This is a genomic window from Ancylobacter aquaticus (assembly GCF_004339465.1).
Taxonomy (GTDB): domain Bacteria; phylum Pseudomonadota; class Alphaproteobacteria; order Rhizobiales; family Xanthobacteraceae; genus Ancylobacter; species Ancylobacter aquaticus.
This window is the reverse complement of the sequence record NZ_SMFY01000001.1, coordinates 301,435-316,882: the sequence shown is the minus strand read 5'-3', so window position 1 is coordinate 316,882 and position 15,448 is coordinate 301,435. Positions and strand designations below refer to the sequence as shown.

Here is a 15,448-nt window from a genome sequence, read left to right as displayed (position 1 = left end):
GCAGCCAAATCCCTGCTTCGGCTCAGTAACGCTTCACGAAAAGGCCACGCCGGGCATAGACGGCGGCGGCTTCCTCGATGAGGGCAGCGACGCGGGCGGCGCCATAGTCGCGGCGCAGCAGCGCCGCCCGGTCGAGAAGCTGTTGCGCGTCGGCAGCCCGGCCCGGCCGCAGCAGTTCATAGGTGTCGAGAATCAGCTCCTGCGGCACGCGAACCAGATCGGCGGCGCGCTCGAAGTTTTCCGCCAGCGTCGCGCGGCCGGCGGCGCGGGCAATTTTCGCCTGCAACATCAAGGCCTCAGGGGTGATCGCGATATCCTCGGCGCCGATGTCGCCGGAGAGCACGGCGTCCAGAGTGAGGGCGGAAAGCGGCTTGCCGGTGGGGGTCCTCACCCGCTCGGGCGCTTTCTCGGCGACGGGGTAGAGATCGAGGTCGCTCATCGGATCGGCGCTCATTGGGCAGCCTCCGGCGCACGCATTTCGGGGCGGTAGTCGAGTTCGACGGGGTGACCGCCCGGTTCGATGAGGCCGGTCTCGATGGCGTAGAGCAGCGCCACCCGCACATGGAAGCGGGCGCCGAGCGCCTCGCCATGGGTCGGCACCATCACCGGCTCGGGCGCCTCGCCGAAGGTGTGACGTGCGGCGTTGCGGCCCAGCGCCCGGTAATGGTCGAGCCCGGCGAGGGGGGCGTTGGAGAAGAGTTCGAGGTTCATGTGCGGCATGCGGTCGGCCTGGTGCAGAACCGTCGTGCCCTTGGCCTGGATACCGATGCCGAAGCCCGACCCCGACAGCCGTGCTGCGGCGAGGCCGAGAAAGGAGGTGTCGGCGGTGTGCAGCATCCGCACCACCCGCGCCGTGCCGCCCCCCGCAGTGATGCCGCCGACCAGCGCCGCCACCACATCGGCCAGCGCGTGGCCGGCCGTGGTCTGGTGCAACTGGCGGCCGAAGCCGGGGCTGACGCCGATCACCACCTCATGCGGGTTCACACCCTTTTCCGCCGGACCGGCGGGCACCAGCCAGTCGGCCTCCGCGCCGCCTTCGCCCACATTTTCCGCCGCCAGCACCCGCTCGCGGGTGAGAACGTTGCGGATGCCCTGCACCGCCTGCCAACGGGGCTCCGGCATGCGGTAGCCGGTGCCCGGCCCGCTATAGTTGTTGGGATCGTTGATGGCGCTCATCACCCGCCCGTCGCGCACCATCGCGGAGGTCTGGAGATAGTCGCCGGAAATGCGCTGGCGCAGCATAAGCAGCAGGTTCTCGGCCTCCTGCGTGAAGCCGCGCCGGGCGAGCGCCCGCACCACGTCGATGGCGGTGAGGCCGCGCGCCTTGATGGCAGCGCTGATCGGCGTCACCTCGCCGGCAGTGTAGCTCTCCGTCTCCTCCGAGCCGGAGGCAAACACCACCGACATCATCCGCGCCCGCGGCACGCTGCCGAGGCCGAGTTCCTCCATCACCGCCGCCAGCGCCTCCACCGCCCGCACCCGCAGGCCCAGCACCTGGTCCTCCTCCACGGGGGTAAGGCCGCCATCGGTCTGGAAATCGCGCTGGAGCAGCAGATAGTCCTCGATTTCCTCGCCATTGAAGAGCGAGGGGTTGAACGAGTTGTCGTATTTCTTGATCGAGCCGAAGCCCGAGCAGATGAGGTCGGAACCCGCCAGCAGATAGGGCGTGATCTTGGCGCCGACACGGATTTCGGATTCGCTGGTGCGGCAGTCGTTGCCGGAGGCGCATTCGAGGCCGAGCCAGACGGCGATGAGGTTCTCCGCCATCAGCTCGCGCACCCCGCCGGCCATGGAGGCGGTGAGCGGGGCGCCGTCAATGCCGCCATTCTGCGTGCCCTGCACGCCCATCGCCCGCTGCAGGCACAGGCAACGGGCTTCGAGATAGAGCAGCGAGCGCTGCTCGTGAAAGCCCATCAGCAGTTCCGATGCCGCGCCCGAGGTGCAGCGGGCCTTGATGCCGCGCGAGGCATAGGCGGCGGTGAGCAGCGCCTTCGACCACGGCGTGTCGTCACCGTCGATGAAGGCGCGCTCGGTGCCGTAGACCGAAACCGTCTCGGCATAGGAGGCAAGCCCGGCAAGGCCGATCTGCAGTTCCTCCGCCTCCTCGATGGAGCACTGGAACAGCACCCCGCCACGCCCCACCGCGGCCCCCACCGTGCAGGCCAGCGCATTGGCCCAGCTGTTGGAGGCGACGCGCATGGTGGTCTCGATCTCGTCGAAGCCGAGAGCGACCGCGACGGCGGCGTCGGCGGCGAGCTGGAGCGGGTCGTCCTTGGCATTGGTCACATGGGCCTGGTTTCCGGGGGTCTGGCGCTGGCGCATCTTCGCGTAGGCGAAGGTGATCTCCAGCGCCGACAGCCGGCCCACAACCTCGGCGAGGCGCGCCGGGGTCAGCCCGCGCGCCAGCGCTTCAAGTTCCTGGCGGGGCACATTGATGTCGACCAGTTTGCGGGCGATGTCGCCCGGGTCCATCGCCATCGCGGTGGCCGCCATGTCGGGGTCGATATGGTGGGCGGCAATGAAGGCGTCCAGAATGTCGAAATCGGCGGCCGGCTTGCCGTCCATCACCGTGACCCGGCCGCCCTCGATGCTGAGGGAGGGCGCGGGGTCATACGGGCTGTGGAACACCGAGAATCCGGCCTCGGGGTTTTCCGCCGCGAACAGGTCGTGGCGCAGCGGCCGCTCGTCCCACTCGGCGAAACGGCGCCAGCGATTGGAGTTTTGGGGCGCATCGTCTCGGGGCAGATCGCTCATGCTCGGGCCTCCCGCACGGTCCTCTCCGGGACCCACCTCACGATAGTGAAGACGGGGCGCAGGATAAAGCGGAGGACGGCCGCCTGTCCGATGGCGGGACAGCGAGAGCCGAGGCGCAAACGCCCCGCCACAGATACCCCGCCGGTGGCGATCAGCCGGCCGCGACGAGACGCTGCTCCTGTACGCCGAGGCCCGAGACCGAGAGCCGCATGGTCTGGCCGGGGGCGAGATAGACCGGCGGCTTCATGCCGAGGCCGACACCCGGCGGCGTGCCGGTGGAGATGATGTCGCCCGGCTGAAGGCTCATGAACTGGCTGACATAGGCGACGATGGTCGGCACGTCGAAGATCATGGTGCGGGTGGAGCCGGACTGGCGGCGCACACCGTCCACCTCCAGCCACATGTCGAGCGCCTGCGGGTCGGTGATCTCGTCGGTCGTCACCAGCCAGGGGCCGATGGGGCCGAACGTGTCGCAGCCCTTGCCCTTGTCCCAGGTCCCGCCGCGCTCCAGCTGGAAGCTGCGCTCGGACACGTCATTGACGACGCAATAGCCCGCGACATGGTCATAGGCATCTTCGACGGCGATATATTTAGCCGGCTTTCCGATCACGATGCCGAGCTCGACCTCCCAGTCGGTCTTGGTCGAGCCACGGGGAATTTCGACATTGTCGTTGGGGCCGACGATGCAGCTCGTCGGCTTCAGGAACAGCACCGGCTCCTCGGGAATCGGCTGTCCGGCCTCCATGGCGTGGTCGGTGTAGTTGAGCCCGACGCAGACGAATTTGCCGACCGCGCCGACGCACGGCCCCAGGCGCGGCGCGCCCTCGACCGCCAGCAGGTCCGCAGGGTCGAGTTCGCGCAGCCGGGCGAGGCTTTCCGGCAGCAGGGCCTTGCCCTCGATGTCCGACACCAGCGAGGAAAGATCACGCAGCACGCCGGCCGCGTCGATCAGGCCGGGGCGCTCGCGCCCGATGTCCCCATAGCGAACGAGCTTCATCGACCCTGTCTCCCTGCCGTCGAAACCACCTGCCGGCCCTGCCGGGCGCGCCAAAGACCTACCGGCAAAGCCCGGCCGCGTCGAGGCCGGGCGCGATGAACCGCGCCGCGTCGAGGCTTGCCTTGCCGGCAGTCGGCCTGCGCCGGCTTGTCGAATCGAGGCCGCTCTCCTATCGCTCGACGCAGGGCGCGCGCCGGCCGTGCGCCGCACGCACCGGGGAAATCGCCATGGGCCATGTGCTGGTGGTCGGAAGCGTCAATGTCGACCGCATCTGGCGGCTCGCCGCCCCGCTGCAGGCCGGCGAACGGCTGACCCGGAGCGACGTGGCGCTGCGCTTCGGCGGCGGCGGCTTCAACACCGGCGCGGCGCTGCTGGCGCTGGGCCATCGCGTGACGCTGGTGGCCACGCTCTCCACCGACGCTGCCGGCCGCGCCTGCCGGGACCGGCTGGAGACGATGGGGTTCGACCTCAGGCACCTGCGCGACACCGACGCGCCGACCGTACCGCTGGACATTCTGGTCGACGCCGCCGGCGAGCGCACCATCATCGCCCCCGCCGCGTCGGAGGCGCGCCGGCTCACCGCCCTGCCCGCGCTCGACGTCGACATGGCCTATGTCAATATCCGCCGCACCGCGCCCGGCCTGCTGGACGCGCTGGCCGCGCGCACAAAGGTGGTGGCGCAGGTGCCGCTGGAGCACACGGAGCGTCGGCCGGCGCATATCCTCATTGCCTCGGCCTCCGACCATGCGCTGTTCGCCGGCGCCGACGCCTTCCGTCATGCGCGGGAGATCGGCGGCGAGGGCCTCGCGGCGCTGGTGCTGACGCAGGGGTCCGGGCCGGTGCAACTGTTGCAGGCACAGGGGCGCAGCAGCGTCGCGGTACCGCCGCTCGCCACCCCGGACCACACGACGCCGCCCGACACGACGGGGGCGGGCGACGCCTTCGCCGCCGGCTTCATCGACGGATGGATGGCCGGCGAGCCGCCGCAGGCGGCGGTGCGGCGCGGCAGCGAGATTGCCGGGCGGATGCTTGCCGGCGCGGCCGGCTTCCTGCGGCCGGCGCCGCTGCCGCTGGCCACCGCTCTGGTCGCCACGGGCTGACCCGGCGCTCCGCCCTCGCGCCAGGGCGAGCGCCTCAACCCTCGTCGGGAAAATTGGCGTCGAGTTCGTCCAGCCAGACCTGCGCCCCGGCGTCTGAGGGCGCTCGCCAGTCGCCGCGCGGCGAGAGCGAGCCGCCCGAGCTTATCTTCGGCCCGTTGGGCAGCGCCGAGCGCTTGAACTGGTTGGCGAAGAAGCGCTTGAGGAACAGCGCTAGCCAGTGCCGAATCTCGGCGCGGGAATAGGCGCGCCGGTCTTCGGCCGGAATATTCGCCGGCCACGCGCCGCGCGCCGCGTCCCCCCAGGCATGCGCCGCGAGATAGGCGATGCGCGAGGGGCGGAAGCCGTAGCGGGTGAGGTAGTAGAGGTTGAAGTCCTGCAGCGCATAGGGGCCGACCACCTGCTGGGTGGACTGGATGGTCGCGCCGGCCTGCGCCGGCACCAGCTCGGGCGAGATTTCGGTGGCCAGCACCGCCTCCAAAGCGCGCGCGGTCTCGTCCGACACGTCGCCAGAGGCGGCGACGAAGCGGATCAGGTGCTGGATCAGCGTCTTCGGCACCGAGGCGTTGACGTTGTAATGGGACATGTGGTCGCCCACGCCATAGGTGCACCAGCCGAGCCCCAGTTCGGAAAGGTCGCCGGTGCCGACCACCAGCCCACCTTGCTGGTTGGCGAGGCGGAACAGGTAGTCGGTGCGCAGCCCGGCCTGCACGTTCTCGAAGGTCACGTCATAGACCGGCTCGCCCTGCGCGAAGGGGTGGCCGAGATCAGCCAGCATCTGCCGCGCCGCCGGGCGGATGTCGATCTCGCCGCCGGTAACGCCGAGGCTGTCGATCAGCGCCTGCGCATTGGCGCGGGTGGCCTCGGAGGTGGCGAAGCCCGGCAGCGTATAGGCGAGAATGTCCATGCGCGGGCGGCCGAGCCGTTCCATCGCCCGCACCGCCACCAGCAGCGCCTGCGTCGAATCGAGGCCGCCGGAAACGCCGATCACCGCCCGCCGCACACCGGAGGAGGCGAGCCGCTGGGCGAGGCCCTGCACCTGGATGTTGTACGCCTCATAGCAATCCTCGGCGAGGCGCTCGGGGTCGGCCGGCACATAGGGGAAGCGCTCGATCAGCCGCTGCAGCGGCGCCGGCGCGGGCGGAGCGCCGAGGTCGAAACCAACAGCGCGGAATGCACCCGTGCCCTCGTCGCGCACGCAGTCGCCGAAAGTGTTGGTCCGCATGCGCTCCTGCCGCAGGCGCTCCAGGTCGATATCGGCGGCGAGCAGGGTGGGCCCCATGGGGAAGCGCTCGCTCTCGCCGAGGCAGTCGCCATTCTCGAAGATCGCCGCCTGCCCGTCCCAGGCGAGATCGGTGGTGGATTCGCCCGGCCCGGCGGCGGAATAGGCATAGGCGGCGAGGCAGCGGGCGGAATGGCTGGCGCACAGCAGCCGGCGGTGGCGCGCCTTGCCGATGGTGATGTTGCTGGCCGAGAGGTTCAGCAGCACCTCCGCCCCCGCCAGTGCCGCCCGCGTGGACGGCGGCAACGGCACCCACAGATCCTCGCAGATCTCGACATGGAAGGTGAAGGGCACCTCGCCCTGCGCGCGGAAAAGCAGGTCGACGCCGAAGGGCACCTCGCGGCCCGCGACCGCGATCGTTCCCGAGGTGCCAAGCCCCGGAGCAAAATGGCGGCGCTCATAGAATTCGCGGTAGTTCGGCGGGTAGCTCTTGGGCACCACGCCGAGGATGGCGCCGCGATGGATCACCACCGCGCTGTTGTACAGCGCCCCCTCGCGCCGCAGCGGCGCGCCGACGACCAGCACCGGAAAGAGTTCGCGCGAAGCCGCGACGAGTTCGGCAATCTCCGCCTCCACCCGGTCCAGCAGGGCGTCCTGAAACAGCAGGTCGTCAATGGCATAGGAGGACAGGCCGAGTTCGGGAAACAGCAGAACGCCAATGCCCTGCGCGTCGGCGTCGCGCGCGAGCGCCAGATGCTCGCCCCGCGCAAAGGCCGGATCGGCCACCCGCCCCCGCGGCACGCCGGTGCCGATGCGCAGGAAGCCGTGGCGATAGAGACAGTGCGAATCGGCCATTACGCCCTCATCAATGCAATAATGGGCTGATATTTAACCGCTCATGCGCCGCGAACCAGCAAAAGCCGCACCGACCTTGTGCCGTGCGCGCCGACGAAGGCCGCCGCCCGCTCGCCGCCGGCGCGGCGCAGCGGCACTGTGCATGGCAGGGTTCGCCGTGCTGCTTGTAGCCCCGCCCCCGCATGCCCACGCGGCGGAGCCGCCGGGCTCGCCTTCCGCTCGCGCCGTCAAGGCGTGCACGGTGGAAGGGCCGGGCTTCACCACCATCCCCGGGTCCGACACCTGCCTGCGGCTCGGCGGCTATCTCTGGGCCGAAACCTACGCCAACAGCTACACCGACTATCCCGCCGCCAATGCCCGCAACTATTGGGTGTCCACCTTCGGCTTCGTCACCGACGCCCGCACGCGGACCGAATACGGCACGCTGCGCTCCTATGCCGACCTGCGGATCATCTGGCGCACCGCCGATCCCTGGGGCGCCGGGCTCGCGGACGGGGCTGATTTCCAGCCCTACGACATGCGCATCGAATTTGCCGGCTTCACCTTCGGCTATCTCCAGTCCTTCTTCGACTTCTACGCCAACGCCAATGTGCTCGGCACCGACCCAGTGACCATCGGCGACCAGACCCAGCTGCCCGTGCTCGGCTATAGCTGGCACCTGGCGGACGGATTTGTCGCCCAGCTTTCGCTCGAAGGATCGAGCCAGCGCGATAATGGCATCCTGCCGGTGGTGGCGAGTGGCCCCGACTTCGCCGCTGGCGACGATGCGGAGGCGGGTGGGGCCGCGCGCTGGCCCGAGATCGTCGCCACCTTCGGCCAGACCGGCGACTGGGGAAACTTCCAGCTATCCGGCGCGCTGCACCAGATCGCGCAAGCGCCCCTGAGCGAGCGCACCGGCGCATCGACCGGGGAGTGGGGCTATGCGCTGCAGGCCGGCGTGATGTTCAACCTGCCCTTCATCGCGTCGGGCGACACGCTCTATCTGCAGGCCGCCTATGCCGACGGGGCGACCTCCTATCTCGGGCTGGTCGACCCCGGCGGCCGGTTTTCGGCGCCCGATGCCTTCCAGCGGCTCGACGGCTCCCTGTCGAAGGTGGCGGGCTGGAGCGCGGTCGGCCAGTTTCTGCACAACTGGAGCCCGACCTGGAACTCGGCCTTTTTCGGCGGCTATGGACGGTTCGACATCGCCGACCCGCTGGCGCAGATCACCTATGGCGCCACCGGCATCGGCAACTGGAATGCCGGTGCCAACCTGACATGGGCGCCGGCGGGACCGTTCGCGGTCACGCTGCAATATGACTACAACCTCTACGAGGCCGATGGCTTCCGCCCCGGCACGCAGGGGCCGGCGCTGGCCTCACGGGCGGCGAGCGAACTCATGCTGATGTTCGCCACCACCTTCTGAGGTCGGCGCGGCGTCAGGGCGCGCCCATCTCGTCCAGCGCCATCGGCGATTCCGGCAGCACCTGCCCGCCGTCGATCACCATGCCCTGGCCGGTGATGTAGCCGGCTTCCTCGCTGGCGAAGAACAGCGCGGCATTGGCGATATCGAACACGGTGCCGAGTTTCTTCATCGGCACGCAGGCGGCGGTGGAGGCGATATAGGCCTCGCCCATGCCCTCCATGCCCTCGGTGAGGATGTTACCCGGCATCACCGCATTCACCGTGATGTTCCAGGGCGCCAGCTCGATCGCCGCCGTCCGCATGAAGCCCATCTGCCCGGCTTTTGAGGCCCCGTAATGGGTCCAGCCGGGAAAGCCGGTGATCGGCCCGGTGATGGAAGAGGTGATGATGATGCGGCCTTTCCTCGCCGCCTTCATCGCCGGCAGCACGGCGGAGACGGTGAGGAAGGTGCCCTTGAGATTGGTGCCGATGACATGGTCGAAATCATCGCCCGTCATCTCGCCGAGCTTGGCGGCGGGGAAGATGCCGGCATTGGCGCACAGCACGTCGATGGAGCCGTAGCGCTCCAGCGCCGCCTCAGCCATCGCCGCCATGTCATTCGCCTTGGTCACGTCGGCGGCGAAGGCGGAGGCCCTCTCGCCGATCTCGGCCGCCACCTTTTCGGCCTCGGCGAGCGAACGGCTCACCACCAGCACGTTGAGCCCGGCCTGGCCGAAGCGGAGCGCGAGGCCACGCCCGATCCCCTTGCTGGCGCCGGTGACGATGACGGTCTTGCCTTCAAGCGACGTGAACATAAGCGGCTATTCCCGACTGATCTCTGGAGTTTGTTTCCCGGCAAACCATACCGCCGGCAGCCGGCATGCCGTCAAAACAGGCTGCCTGCCTTTTCATCAGGTTGAGCCGCAAATTTAGTGTTGTAAAGCCCAAATCCAGATGTTTAGGATCACACACAGTCCAACATGTCTCCCACATCCGCCCACGCCGGATGCCGAACGAATGCGCGGCCGCCCAAGGTTCCGCGCCAACAATCCAGAGGGACTTCGAGATGGCGCATATTTCGAGAAGGTCGGTCTTGCAGGGCATGGGAGCGGGTGTTGCCGCGCTCGCCGCCGCCGGTCCGCTGTTCAACGCCAACAAGGCGTTCGCCGCGCGCGAGAAGGAGCTGAACATCCTGTGCTGGGAGGGCTACAACTCCGCCCAGGTGCTGGACCCGTTCCGCTCCCAGACCGGGGCGACGGTGAAGGCGGAAAGCCTGACCAACGACCCCACCATGATCAACCGGCTGCGTGCCGGCGAGATCAACACCTGGGACCTGATCAACGTCAACAATCCCTGGGCGCGCAAGGTGATGCTGCCCGAGAAGCTGATCAAGCCGCTGCCCAAGGCGGAGTTCGAGCCGTTCTTCGAGACCATGCTGCCCATGTTCAAGCCGCCCTACAAATGGGCGATGAGCGAGGACGGCGCCGAGCTGATCGGCATGGCCCAGCGCTTCGGGCCCTATAGCTACGTCGTCAACACCGACAAGATCTCGCGCAAGACGGCGGAAGACACCGGCTGGGACCTGTTCAACGACCCCGCGCTCGCCGGCAAATACGGCATTCTCGAATCCGACGACTGGAACGTCTTCAACATCTTCATCATCGCCGGCATCGACCCGTTCAAGGTCCACACGCCGGACGAGATGGCCACGTTCGAGGAAACCGCCAAGAAGGTCTTCAAGGGCGCCAAGCTGATCGGCGACATCGCCTCGATGAACCAGGCGCTGATCTCCGGCGAGATCGACCTGCACATGACCGGCGGCACCTATTCGGTCTCCCCCGCCCGCGCCGACGGCCACCCGAATCTGCGCGGCATCACCCCGCTCAAGGGCCCGCTGCCCGGCGGCAAGGGCGGCATCGCCTGGATCGAGATCACCTCGACGGTGAACAACCCGAACCTCTCGCCGCTGGCGCTCGACTTCCTGAAATATGTGCAGGCGCCGGATGTCGCGCACAAGGTGGCCTTCGCCGAAGGCACCTTCAACCCGGTCTCGCAGATGGGCAACAAGGCCTGCTTCGACCTCTTCACCAAGGACGAGCTGGACGCCATCCAGTGGGACAGCCTGCAGGAAGAGATGGACCGCTCGGCCGAGTACGACATCGTGCCGGACTACGACAAGGCGCTGGACCTGATGAACGCCGCCAAGCGCCTGCGGGGGTGAGGGCGTTCCGCCCCGCACCTCAGCGTGAGGGTCGAAATCGGCCCTCGTCATCCCGAGGTGCCCGGCGCTCGGCGCCGGGCCTCGAAGGACGCAGGCAGCGCCCGCCAGCGTCCTTCCTTCGCCTTTCCCCGGCGGCGCCCGTCCGCCACCGGCCCATGACGGAAGACCTGATGCTCCAGACCATTCCGGCCGACCCGCAGAGCGCCGAATTGCCGCCGCCCAAGCCCATCCTCCAGCTTGTCGGCATCCGCAAAAGCTTCGGCACCTTCACCGCCGTCGAGGGCATTGATCTCGACGTGCGCGAGGGCGAGTTCCTCACCATTGTCGGCCCCTCCGGCTCGGGCAAGACCACGCTGCTGCGCATGCTTGCCGGCATGGACACACCGAGCGAGGGCAACATCACCCTGCACGGCCAGCTCATCAACGACGTGCCACCCAACAAGCGGCCGACCTGCCTGGTCTTCCAGTCGCTGGCGCTGTTTCCGCACAAGAGTGTGGGCGAAAACATCGCCTTCCCGCTCAAGGTAAAGGGCGTGGATGCGGCCGCCCGCAAGGCGCGCGCGCTGGAACTCATGCGCGTCGTCCGGTTGCCGGAAAGCTACTTCGACAAGAACGTGATGAAGTGCTCGGGCGGCGAGCGCCAGCGCGTCGCGTTGGCCCGCGCGCTCGCCTATGACCCGGAAGTGCTGTTCTTCGACGAGCCGCTCTCGGCCATCGACTACAAGCTGAAGAAGACGCTCGAGAAGGAGCTGAAGGACCTGCACCGGGAAACCGGCAAGACCTTCATCTACATCACCCATTCGCTGGAAGAGGCGATGGTGATGAGCGACCGCATCGGCGTCATGCGCGCCGGCCGCATCGTGCAGATCGGCACGCCGGAGGAAATCTACGGCGCCCCGGTCGACCGCTTCGTCTGCGAGTTCGTCGGCGAGGTGAACACGCTCAAGGTGCAGCGCAGGCCGGACGGCACCTGGGAAGGCGTCGACGTGCCGGGCACCTTCACCCTGGCGCCGCCGCGCGACGGTGCGGTGCTGGACGAGGCCTTCGTGGTGGTGCGTCCCGAATTCATGCGGATTCTCGGCCCCGGCGAGAGCGCCGACAACCGACTCGAAGGCGTGGTCTACAACGAATATTCGCTCGGCTCGCGCATCCAGTATCAGGTGCGCGTCGGGGCCAAGGTGATGCTGGTCGAGCTGTCGCGCGGGCGCGCGCTGCCCGCCAGCGCCGACCGCCGGGTGACGCTCGGCTGGGACGCTGCCGACGCCTTCACGCTGGAGAGCTGAGCATGGCCGACCTCGCCATTGCCTCGCCAAGCGAGGCCGCCGCGGAAAGCGCCGCGCAGCTTCGCCGGGGCCGGATGCTGTCGGTCGGCGCGCGCTGCGCGTTGCCTGTCGCCATCCTGCTCGGCATCGGCTTCCTCGCCCCGCTGGTGGCGATCTTCGGCTATGCCTTCGCTACGCCGCGCAGCTTCGATGTGTTCGCCAGCTTCACCCTGGCAAATTTCGCCACCCTGTTCGACACCTCCAACACGGTGTGGCTGTCCTTCTTCTGGTCCTGCGGGCTGGCGCTGCTCACCGTGGCGATTCTGGCGGTGGTCGCCTATCCCATCGCCTATGGGCTGAACCTCGTTTTCGGCCGCTGGTCGGCGCTGATCAGCGTGCTCTTCGTCTTCCCGCTCTTCGTCTCGGAGAATGTGCGGCTCTATGGCTGGGTGCTGTTCTTCATCAAGAGCGGCGTGCTCGACGGCACGCTGAAATGGCTCGGCCTCCCCGGGGGGCCGGAGGTGCTGTACACGCCCGGCATCACCCTCTTCGGCATGGTCTATACCTACCTGCCCTTCATGCTGTTTCCGATGACGCTCGGCCTCGCGCTCGTGCCGCGCGACCTCGTCGACGCCGCGCGCGACCTCGGCGCCGGGCGGCTGTTCATCTGGCGCGAGATCGAGTTGCCGCTCGCCATGCCGGGAATCCTGATCGGCATGCTGCTCACCTTCGTGCTCGCCATCGGCGCCACGGCGGAGGCGAAGATCCTCGGCGGCCAGTCGATCATCGTCATCTCGCACGATATCGAGATCGCCTTCACCTATTCGCAGAACTGGCCGCTGGGGTCCGCACTGGCGGTGGTCGTCACCTTCTTCATCGGCGCGCTCACCCTGTTCGCCCTGTCGAAGCTGGACCTCGACCGCATGCTGGGGAGGCGCTGAGCCATGGGCCACAAGCGCACCAATGCCGCGATCTGGTCGTGGACCTTGTTCGTCCTCGTCGCCATCTACCTGCCCATCGTCTGCGGCGCGCTGGCGAGCTTCAACAAGAGCCGGTATTTCGGCTTCCCCATCAAAACCTACTCGACCGAATGGTGGCAGAAGACGCTGGATTCGATCGAGATCGGCATGATCGTGAAGACCTCGATCTCGATCGCGCTGCTGGTGACGGTGTTCTCCGTCGTCATCGCCACCTTCGGGGCGCTGGCCTTCGCCCGCTATGAGTGGAAGGGCCGCAAGCTCTACCAGAAGCTCATCCTGCTGCCGATTTTCTTCCCCCAGCCGGTGCTCGGCCTCGCCATGCTGCTCGGCTTCAACGCCGTCGGCATCCAGACCAGCTGGATGACGGCGGTGTTCGCCCACATGATCTGGATCGTGCCCGTGGTGACGCTCGTCATCGCCATCCAGGTCTACGGATTCGACCCCTCGCTGGAAGAGGCGGCCTATGACCTCGGCTGCTCGCGCACGCAGGTTTTTCGCGAGGTGACGCTGCCGCTGCTGTGGCCGGGCATCTGGTCCGGCATGCTGTTCGCGTTCCTGCTCTCCTGGAGCAACTTCCCGCTCTCGCTCTACACGACGGGCGCGGACTCGACGATTCCCGAATGGCTCTACGCCAAGATGGTCGCCGGCTACACGCCGATGGTGCCGGCGCTCGGCACCATGGCGACGCTGGGGGCGGCGGGCCTGCTGCTGGCGGGTGGGCTCGTCGGCATCCTGCTGCGGCGGCGGGCGGCGGCATGAGCATGGGGGACACGCTCGCCCGGGCCGGCCGCCCCACGCCCCGCCTCGACAAGGCGGCGAGGCAGGCGCGGATTCTCGCCGAAATGCGCGCCTCGGCCACGCTGCGCGTCGGCGATCTCGCCACCGAGCTGAACGTTTCGACCGAAACGATCCGGCGCGATCTGTTCGAGCTTGGCGAAAAGGGCCTGATCAACCGCACCTATGGCGGCGCGGTACGGCCCTTCGCTTCCGAGCCCTCCGTCACCGAGCGGCACGGGCTGATGGTGGCGGAGCGCGAGGCCATCGCCGCCGCCACCGTGCAGTTGATCAAGCCGAAGGAAGTGATCGCCATCGGCGCCGGCGCCACCACCACCCATGTCGCCCGACGCATGGCCGCCGCGTGTCGCGATCTCACCGTCATCACCCATTCCTTCTCGGTGGCGACGGTAGTTTCCGCCAACCCGACCATCGAGGTCATCATGTGCCCCGGCCGCTACAACGCCCGCGAGGGCATGATGGTGGGGGTTGAGACCGGCGAATTCCTGCAGAACTACAATGTGAACCGCGCCATTCTCGGCATTTCCGGCATCACCACCGATGGCCTCGCCGACGCCGAGCCGGACGCCGCCTTCGTCTACCGGGCGATGATGAACCGGGCGGCGCAGACCATCATCGTCTCCGACCACCAGAAATTCGACGTGCCCTCGCTCGCCATCTGGGCGCGCATCCCCGACATCCAGCACCTCGTCACCGACCAGGCGCCCGAGGGCGCCATGGCGCGCGCGCTCGGCCGGGCGCGGGTCGAAATCACCGTTGCCGAGACGTAGAGCATGACCCAGCCGATCTATGACGCCGCCTTCCTGTCGCGCATCGAAGACGCGCTGCGCGCCGCCCTGCCGCGCTGGGGCCTTTCGGGCGAGACCGAGCTTCGGCTTCTCACGATTTCCGAGAACGCCACCTTCCGCGCCCAGGACCGCGCCACGGGGCGCGAAATTGTGTTCCGCGTCCACCGGCCGGGCTATCACAGCCGCGCCGAGATCGAATCCGAACTCGCCTGGCTGAGCGCGCTCGGCCGCGAGCAGGTGGTGCCGACGCTGACCCCGGTGCCGCAGACCGAGGGCAGCCTTATCGCCGAACTCGACGAGGGCGGCACGCGGCGGCACGCGGTGGCGTTCGAGCGGGTGCCGGGGCGCGAGCCGGCGGAGGGCGACGACCTCGCCCGCTGGTACCGCGAGCTTGGCGCCATCAATGCACGGCTGCATCTGCACGCGCGGCGCTGGCAGCGCCCGGAAGGCTTTACCCGCAAGCGCTGGGACTATGACGCCATGCTGGGCAAGGTGAAGCTGTGGGGCGACTGGCGGGCCGCGCCCGGCCTCACGACTGCGGGCCGCGCCGTGCTGGAGCGCACCGACGCGGTGCTGCGCGACCTGCTGGATGATTACGGCACCGGCGAGAAGCGTTTCGGCCTCGTCCATGCCGACATGCGCCTTGCCAATCTGCTGGTCGAGGGCGACAGGCTGTCGGTGATCGATTTCGACGATTGCGGCTTCAGCTGGTATCTCTACGACTTCGCCTCCGCCGTCAGCTTCAGCGAGCATGAGCCCTATATCCCGACGCTGCAGGCGGCGTGGATCGAGGGCTATCGCAGCGTGGCGCCGCTCACGGACGACGACTGCGCCATCCTCCCGGTGTTCATCATGCTGCGCCGGCTGCTGCTCACGGCGTGGATCGCCTCGCATGCGGAAACCCCGACCGCGCAGGCGCTTGGCGAGGGCTATACCCACGGCACGGTGGACCTCGCCCGCGCCTTTCTCGCCACCTACGACGCGCCGGAAATGGGCGCTGCAGCCGGGAGGGCGGCCTCGTGAAGAGCCCGAATCCTCAGGAGCAGCAGGAACTCCAGATCCTCTCGCTGAACGCCTTTTCCGGCTCCGGCGGT

Annotated in this window: 13 protein-coding genes; 8 read left to right on the top strand and 5 right to left on the bottom strand. The window is 68.2% G+C overall.

Annotated elements, in window-relative coordinates:
• Positions 1-22: 22 nt before the first annotated feature.
• The 3 genes from EV667_RS01555 to EV667_RS01545 form a co-directional block, all read right to left on the bottom strand.
• A complete protein-coding gene (locus EV667_RS01555; RefSeq protein ID WP_131833580.1) occupies positions 23-454 on the bottom strand; it encodes a diol dehydratase small subunit in 432 nt (143 codons plus the stop codon).
• A complete protein-coding gene (locus EV667_RS01550; RefSeq protein WP_131833579.1) occupies positions 451-2,754 on the bottom strand; it encodes a propanediol/glycerol family dehydratase large subunit in 2,304 nt (767 codons plus the stop codon). Before EV667_RS01550 ends, EV667_RS01555 begins: the two co-directional genes overlap by 4 nt.
• Before the next feature lie 151 nt (positions 2,755-2,905).
• The gene (locus tag EV667_RS01545) at positions 2,906-3,751 is read right to left on the bottom strand and encodes a fumarylacetoacetate hydrolase family protein (protein ID WP_131833578.1); all 846 of its coding nucleotides are present in this window, start codon (positions 3,749-3,751) and stop codon (positions 2,906-2,908) included.
• Between the two features lie 95 nt (positions 3,752-3,846).
• Between EV667_RS01545 and EV667_RS01540 the strand changes: the two genes are divergently transcribed.
• Positions 3,847-4,851, top strand: a complete 1,005-nt coding sequence (locus EV667_RS01540) for a PfkB family carbohydrate kinase (RefSeq protein WP_245515934.1) — start codon at positions 3,847-3,849, stop codon at positions 4,849-4,851.
• 34 nt (positions 4,852-4,885) lie between these two features.
• Here EV667_RS01540 and EV667_RS01535 read toward each other — a convergent pair whose 3' ends face one another.
• Entirely contained in the window at positions 4,886-6,925 is a 2,040-nt protein-coding gene (locus tag EV667_RS01535; protein ID WP_131833577.1) for an NAD(+) synthase, read from the bottom strand.
• Between the two features lie 142 nt (positions 6,926-7,067).
• Here EV667_RS01535 and EV667_RS01530 point away from each other — a divergent pair, with 142 nt between their 5' ends.
• Positions 7,068-8,330, top strand: a complete 1,263-nt coding sequence (locus EV667_RS01530; RefSeq protein ID WP_245515933.1) for a porin — start codon at positions 7,068-7,070, stop codon at positions 8,328-8,330.
• Between the two features lie 13 nt (positions 8,331-8,343).
• On the opposite strand, the gene fabG is transcribed toward EV667_RS01530, so the two are convergent.
• Positions 8,344-9,123, bottom strand: coding sequence for a 3-oxoacyl-ACP reductase FabG (gene fabG, locus EV667_RS01525; protein ID WP_131833576.1), 780 nt, complete (start codon positions 9,121-9,123; stop codon positions 8,344-8,346).
• Positions 9,124-9,374: 251 nt separating this feature from the next.
• On the opposite strand from fabG, the gene EV667_RS01520 reads away from it, so the two are divergent.
• The 6 genes from EV667_RS01520 (at position 9,375) to EV667_RS01495 (ending at position 15,377) form a co-directional block, all read left to right on the top strand.
• Positions 9,375-10,529 (top strand): ABC transporter substrate-binding protein, encoded by a 1,155-nt coding sequence (locus tag EV667_RS01520; RefSeq protein ID WP_131833575.1) that lies wholly within the window; start codon positions 9,375-9,377, stop codon positions 10,527-10,529.
• Positions 10,530-10,699: 170 nt separating this feature from the next.
• Positions 10,700-11,812 carry an ABC transporter ATP-binding protein gene (locus EV667_RS01515; protein WP_131833574.1) on the top strand — a complete coding sequence of 371 codons (1,113 nt, stop codon included), beginning with the start codon at positions 10,700-10,702 and terminating at the stop codon, positions 11,810-11,812.
• 2 nt (positions 11,813-11,814) lie between these two features.
• Positions 11,815-12,732: an ABC transporter permease gene (locus tag EV667_RS01510; RefSeq protein WP_131833573.1), complete on the top strand. Its 918-nt coding sequence runs from the start codon at positions 11,815-11,817 to the stop codon at positions 12,730-12,732.
• Between the two features lie 3 nt (positions 12,733-12,735).
• A complete protein-coding gene (locus tag EV667_RS01505; RefSeq protein ID WP_131833572.1) occupies positions 12,736-13,530 on the top strand; it encodes an ABC transporter permease in 795 nt (264 codons plus the stop codon).
• Positions 13,527-14,336: a DeoR/GlpR family DNA-binding transcription regulator gene (locus EV667_RS01500; protein ID WP_131833571.1), complete on the top strand. Its 810-nt coding sequence runs from the start codon at positions 13,527-13,529 to the stop codon at positions 14,334-14,336. The genes EV667_RS01505 and EV667_RS01500 overlap by 4 nt, the downstream gene beginning before the upstream one ends.
• Positions 14,337-14,339: 3 nt before the next feature.
• Positions 14,340-15,377 carry a phosphotransferase enzyme family protein gene (locus tag EV667_RS01495; RefSeq protein ID WP_131833570.1) on the top strand — a complete coding sequence of 346 codons (1,038 nt, stop codon included), beginning with the start codon at positions 14,340-14,342 and terminating at the stop codon, positions 15,375-15,377.
• The last annotated feature ends 71 nt before the right edge of the window (positions 15,378-15,448 follow it).

Coding starts and splice junctions, on each gene's coding strand:
- EV667_RS01535 (WP_131833577.1), bottom strand. CDS start 6,925: ATGGCCGATTCGCACTGTCTCTATCGCCACGGCTTCCTGCGCATCGGC.
- fabG (WP_131833576.1), bottom strand. CDS start 9,123: ATGTTCACGTCGCTTGAAGGCAAGACCGTCATCGTCACCGGCGCCAGC.
- EV667_RS01495 (WP_131833570.1), top strand. CDS start 14,340: ATGACCCAGCCGATCTATGACGCCGCCTTCCTGTCGCGCATCGAAGAC.
- EV667_RS01515 (WP_131833574.1), top strand. CDS start 10,700: ATGCTCCAGACCATTCCGGCCGACCCGCAGAGCGCCGAATTGCCGCCG.
- EV667_RS01530 (WP_245515933.1), top strand. CDS start 7,068: ATGGCAGGGTTCGCCGTGCTGCTTGTAGCCCCGCCCCCGCATGCCCAC.
- EV667_RS01540 (WP_245515934.1), top strand. CDS start 3,847: ATGAACCGCGCCGCGTCGAGGCTTGCCTTGCCGGCAGTCGGCCTGCGC.
- EV667_RS01545 (WP_131833578.1), bottom strand. CDS start 3,751: ATGAAGCTCGTTCGCTATGGGGACATCGGGCGCGAGCGCCCCGGCCTG.
- EV667_RS01500 (WP_131833571.1), top strand. CDS start 13,527: ATGAGCATGGGGGACACGCTCGCCCGGGCCGGCCGCCCCACGCCCCGC.
- EV667_RS01510 (WP_131833573.1), top strand. CDS start 11,815: ATGGCCGACCTCGCCATTGCCTCGCCAAGCGAGGCCGCCGCGGAAAGC.
- EV667_RS01505 (WP_131833572.1), top strand. CDS start 12,736: ATGGGCCACAAGCGCACCAATGCCGCGATCTGGTCGTGGACCTTGTTC.
- EV667_RS01550 (WP_131833579.1), bottom strand. CDS start 2,754: ATGAGCGATCTGCCCCGAGACGATGCGCCCCAAAACTCCAATCGCTGG.
- EV667_RS01555 (WP_131833580.1), bottom strand. CDS start 454: ATGAGCGCCGATCCGATGAGCGACCTCGATCTCTACCCCGTCGCCGAG.
- EV667_RS01520 (WP_131833575.1), top strand. CDS start 9,375: ATGGCGCATATTTCGAGAAGGTCGGTCTTGCAGGGCATGGGAGCGGGT.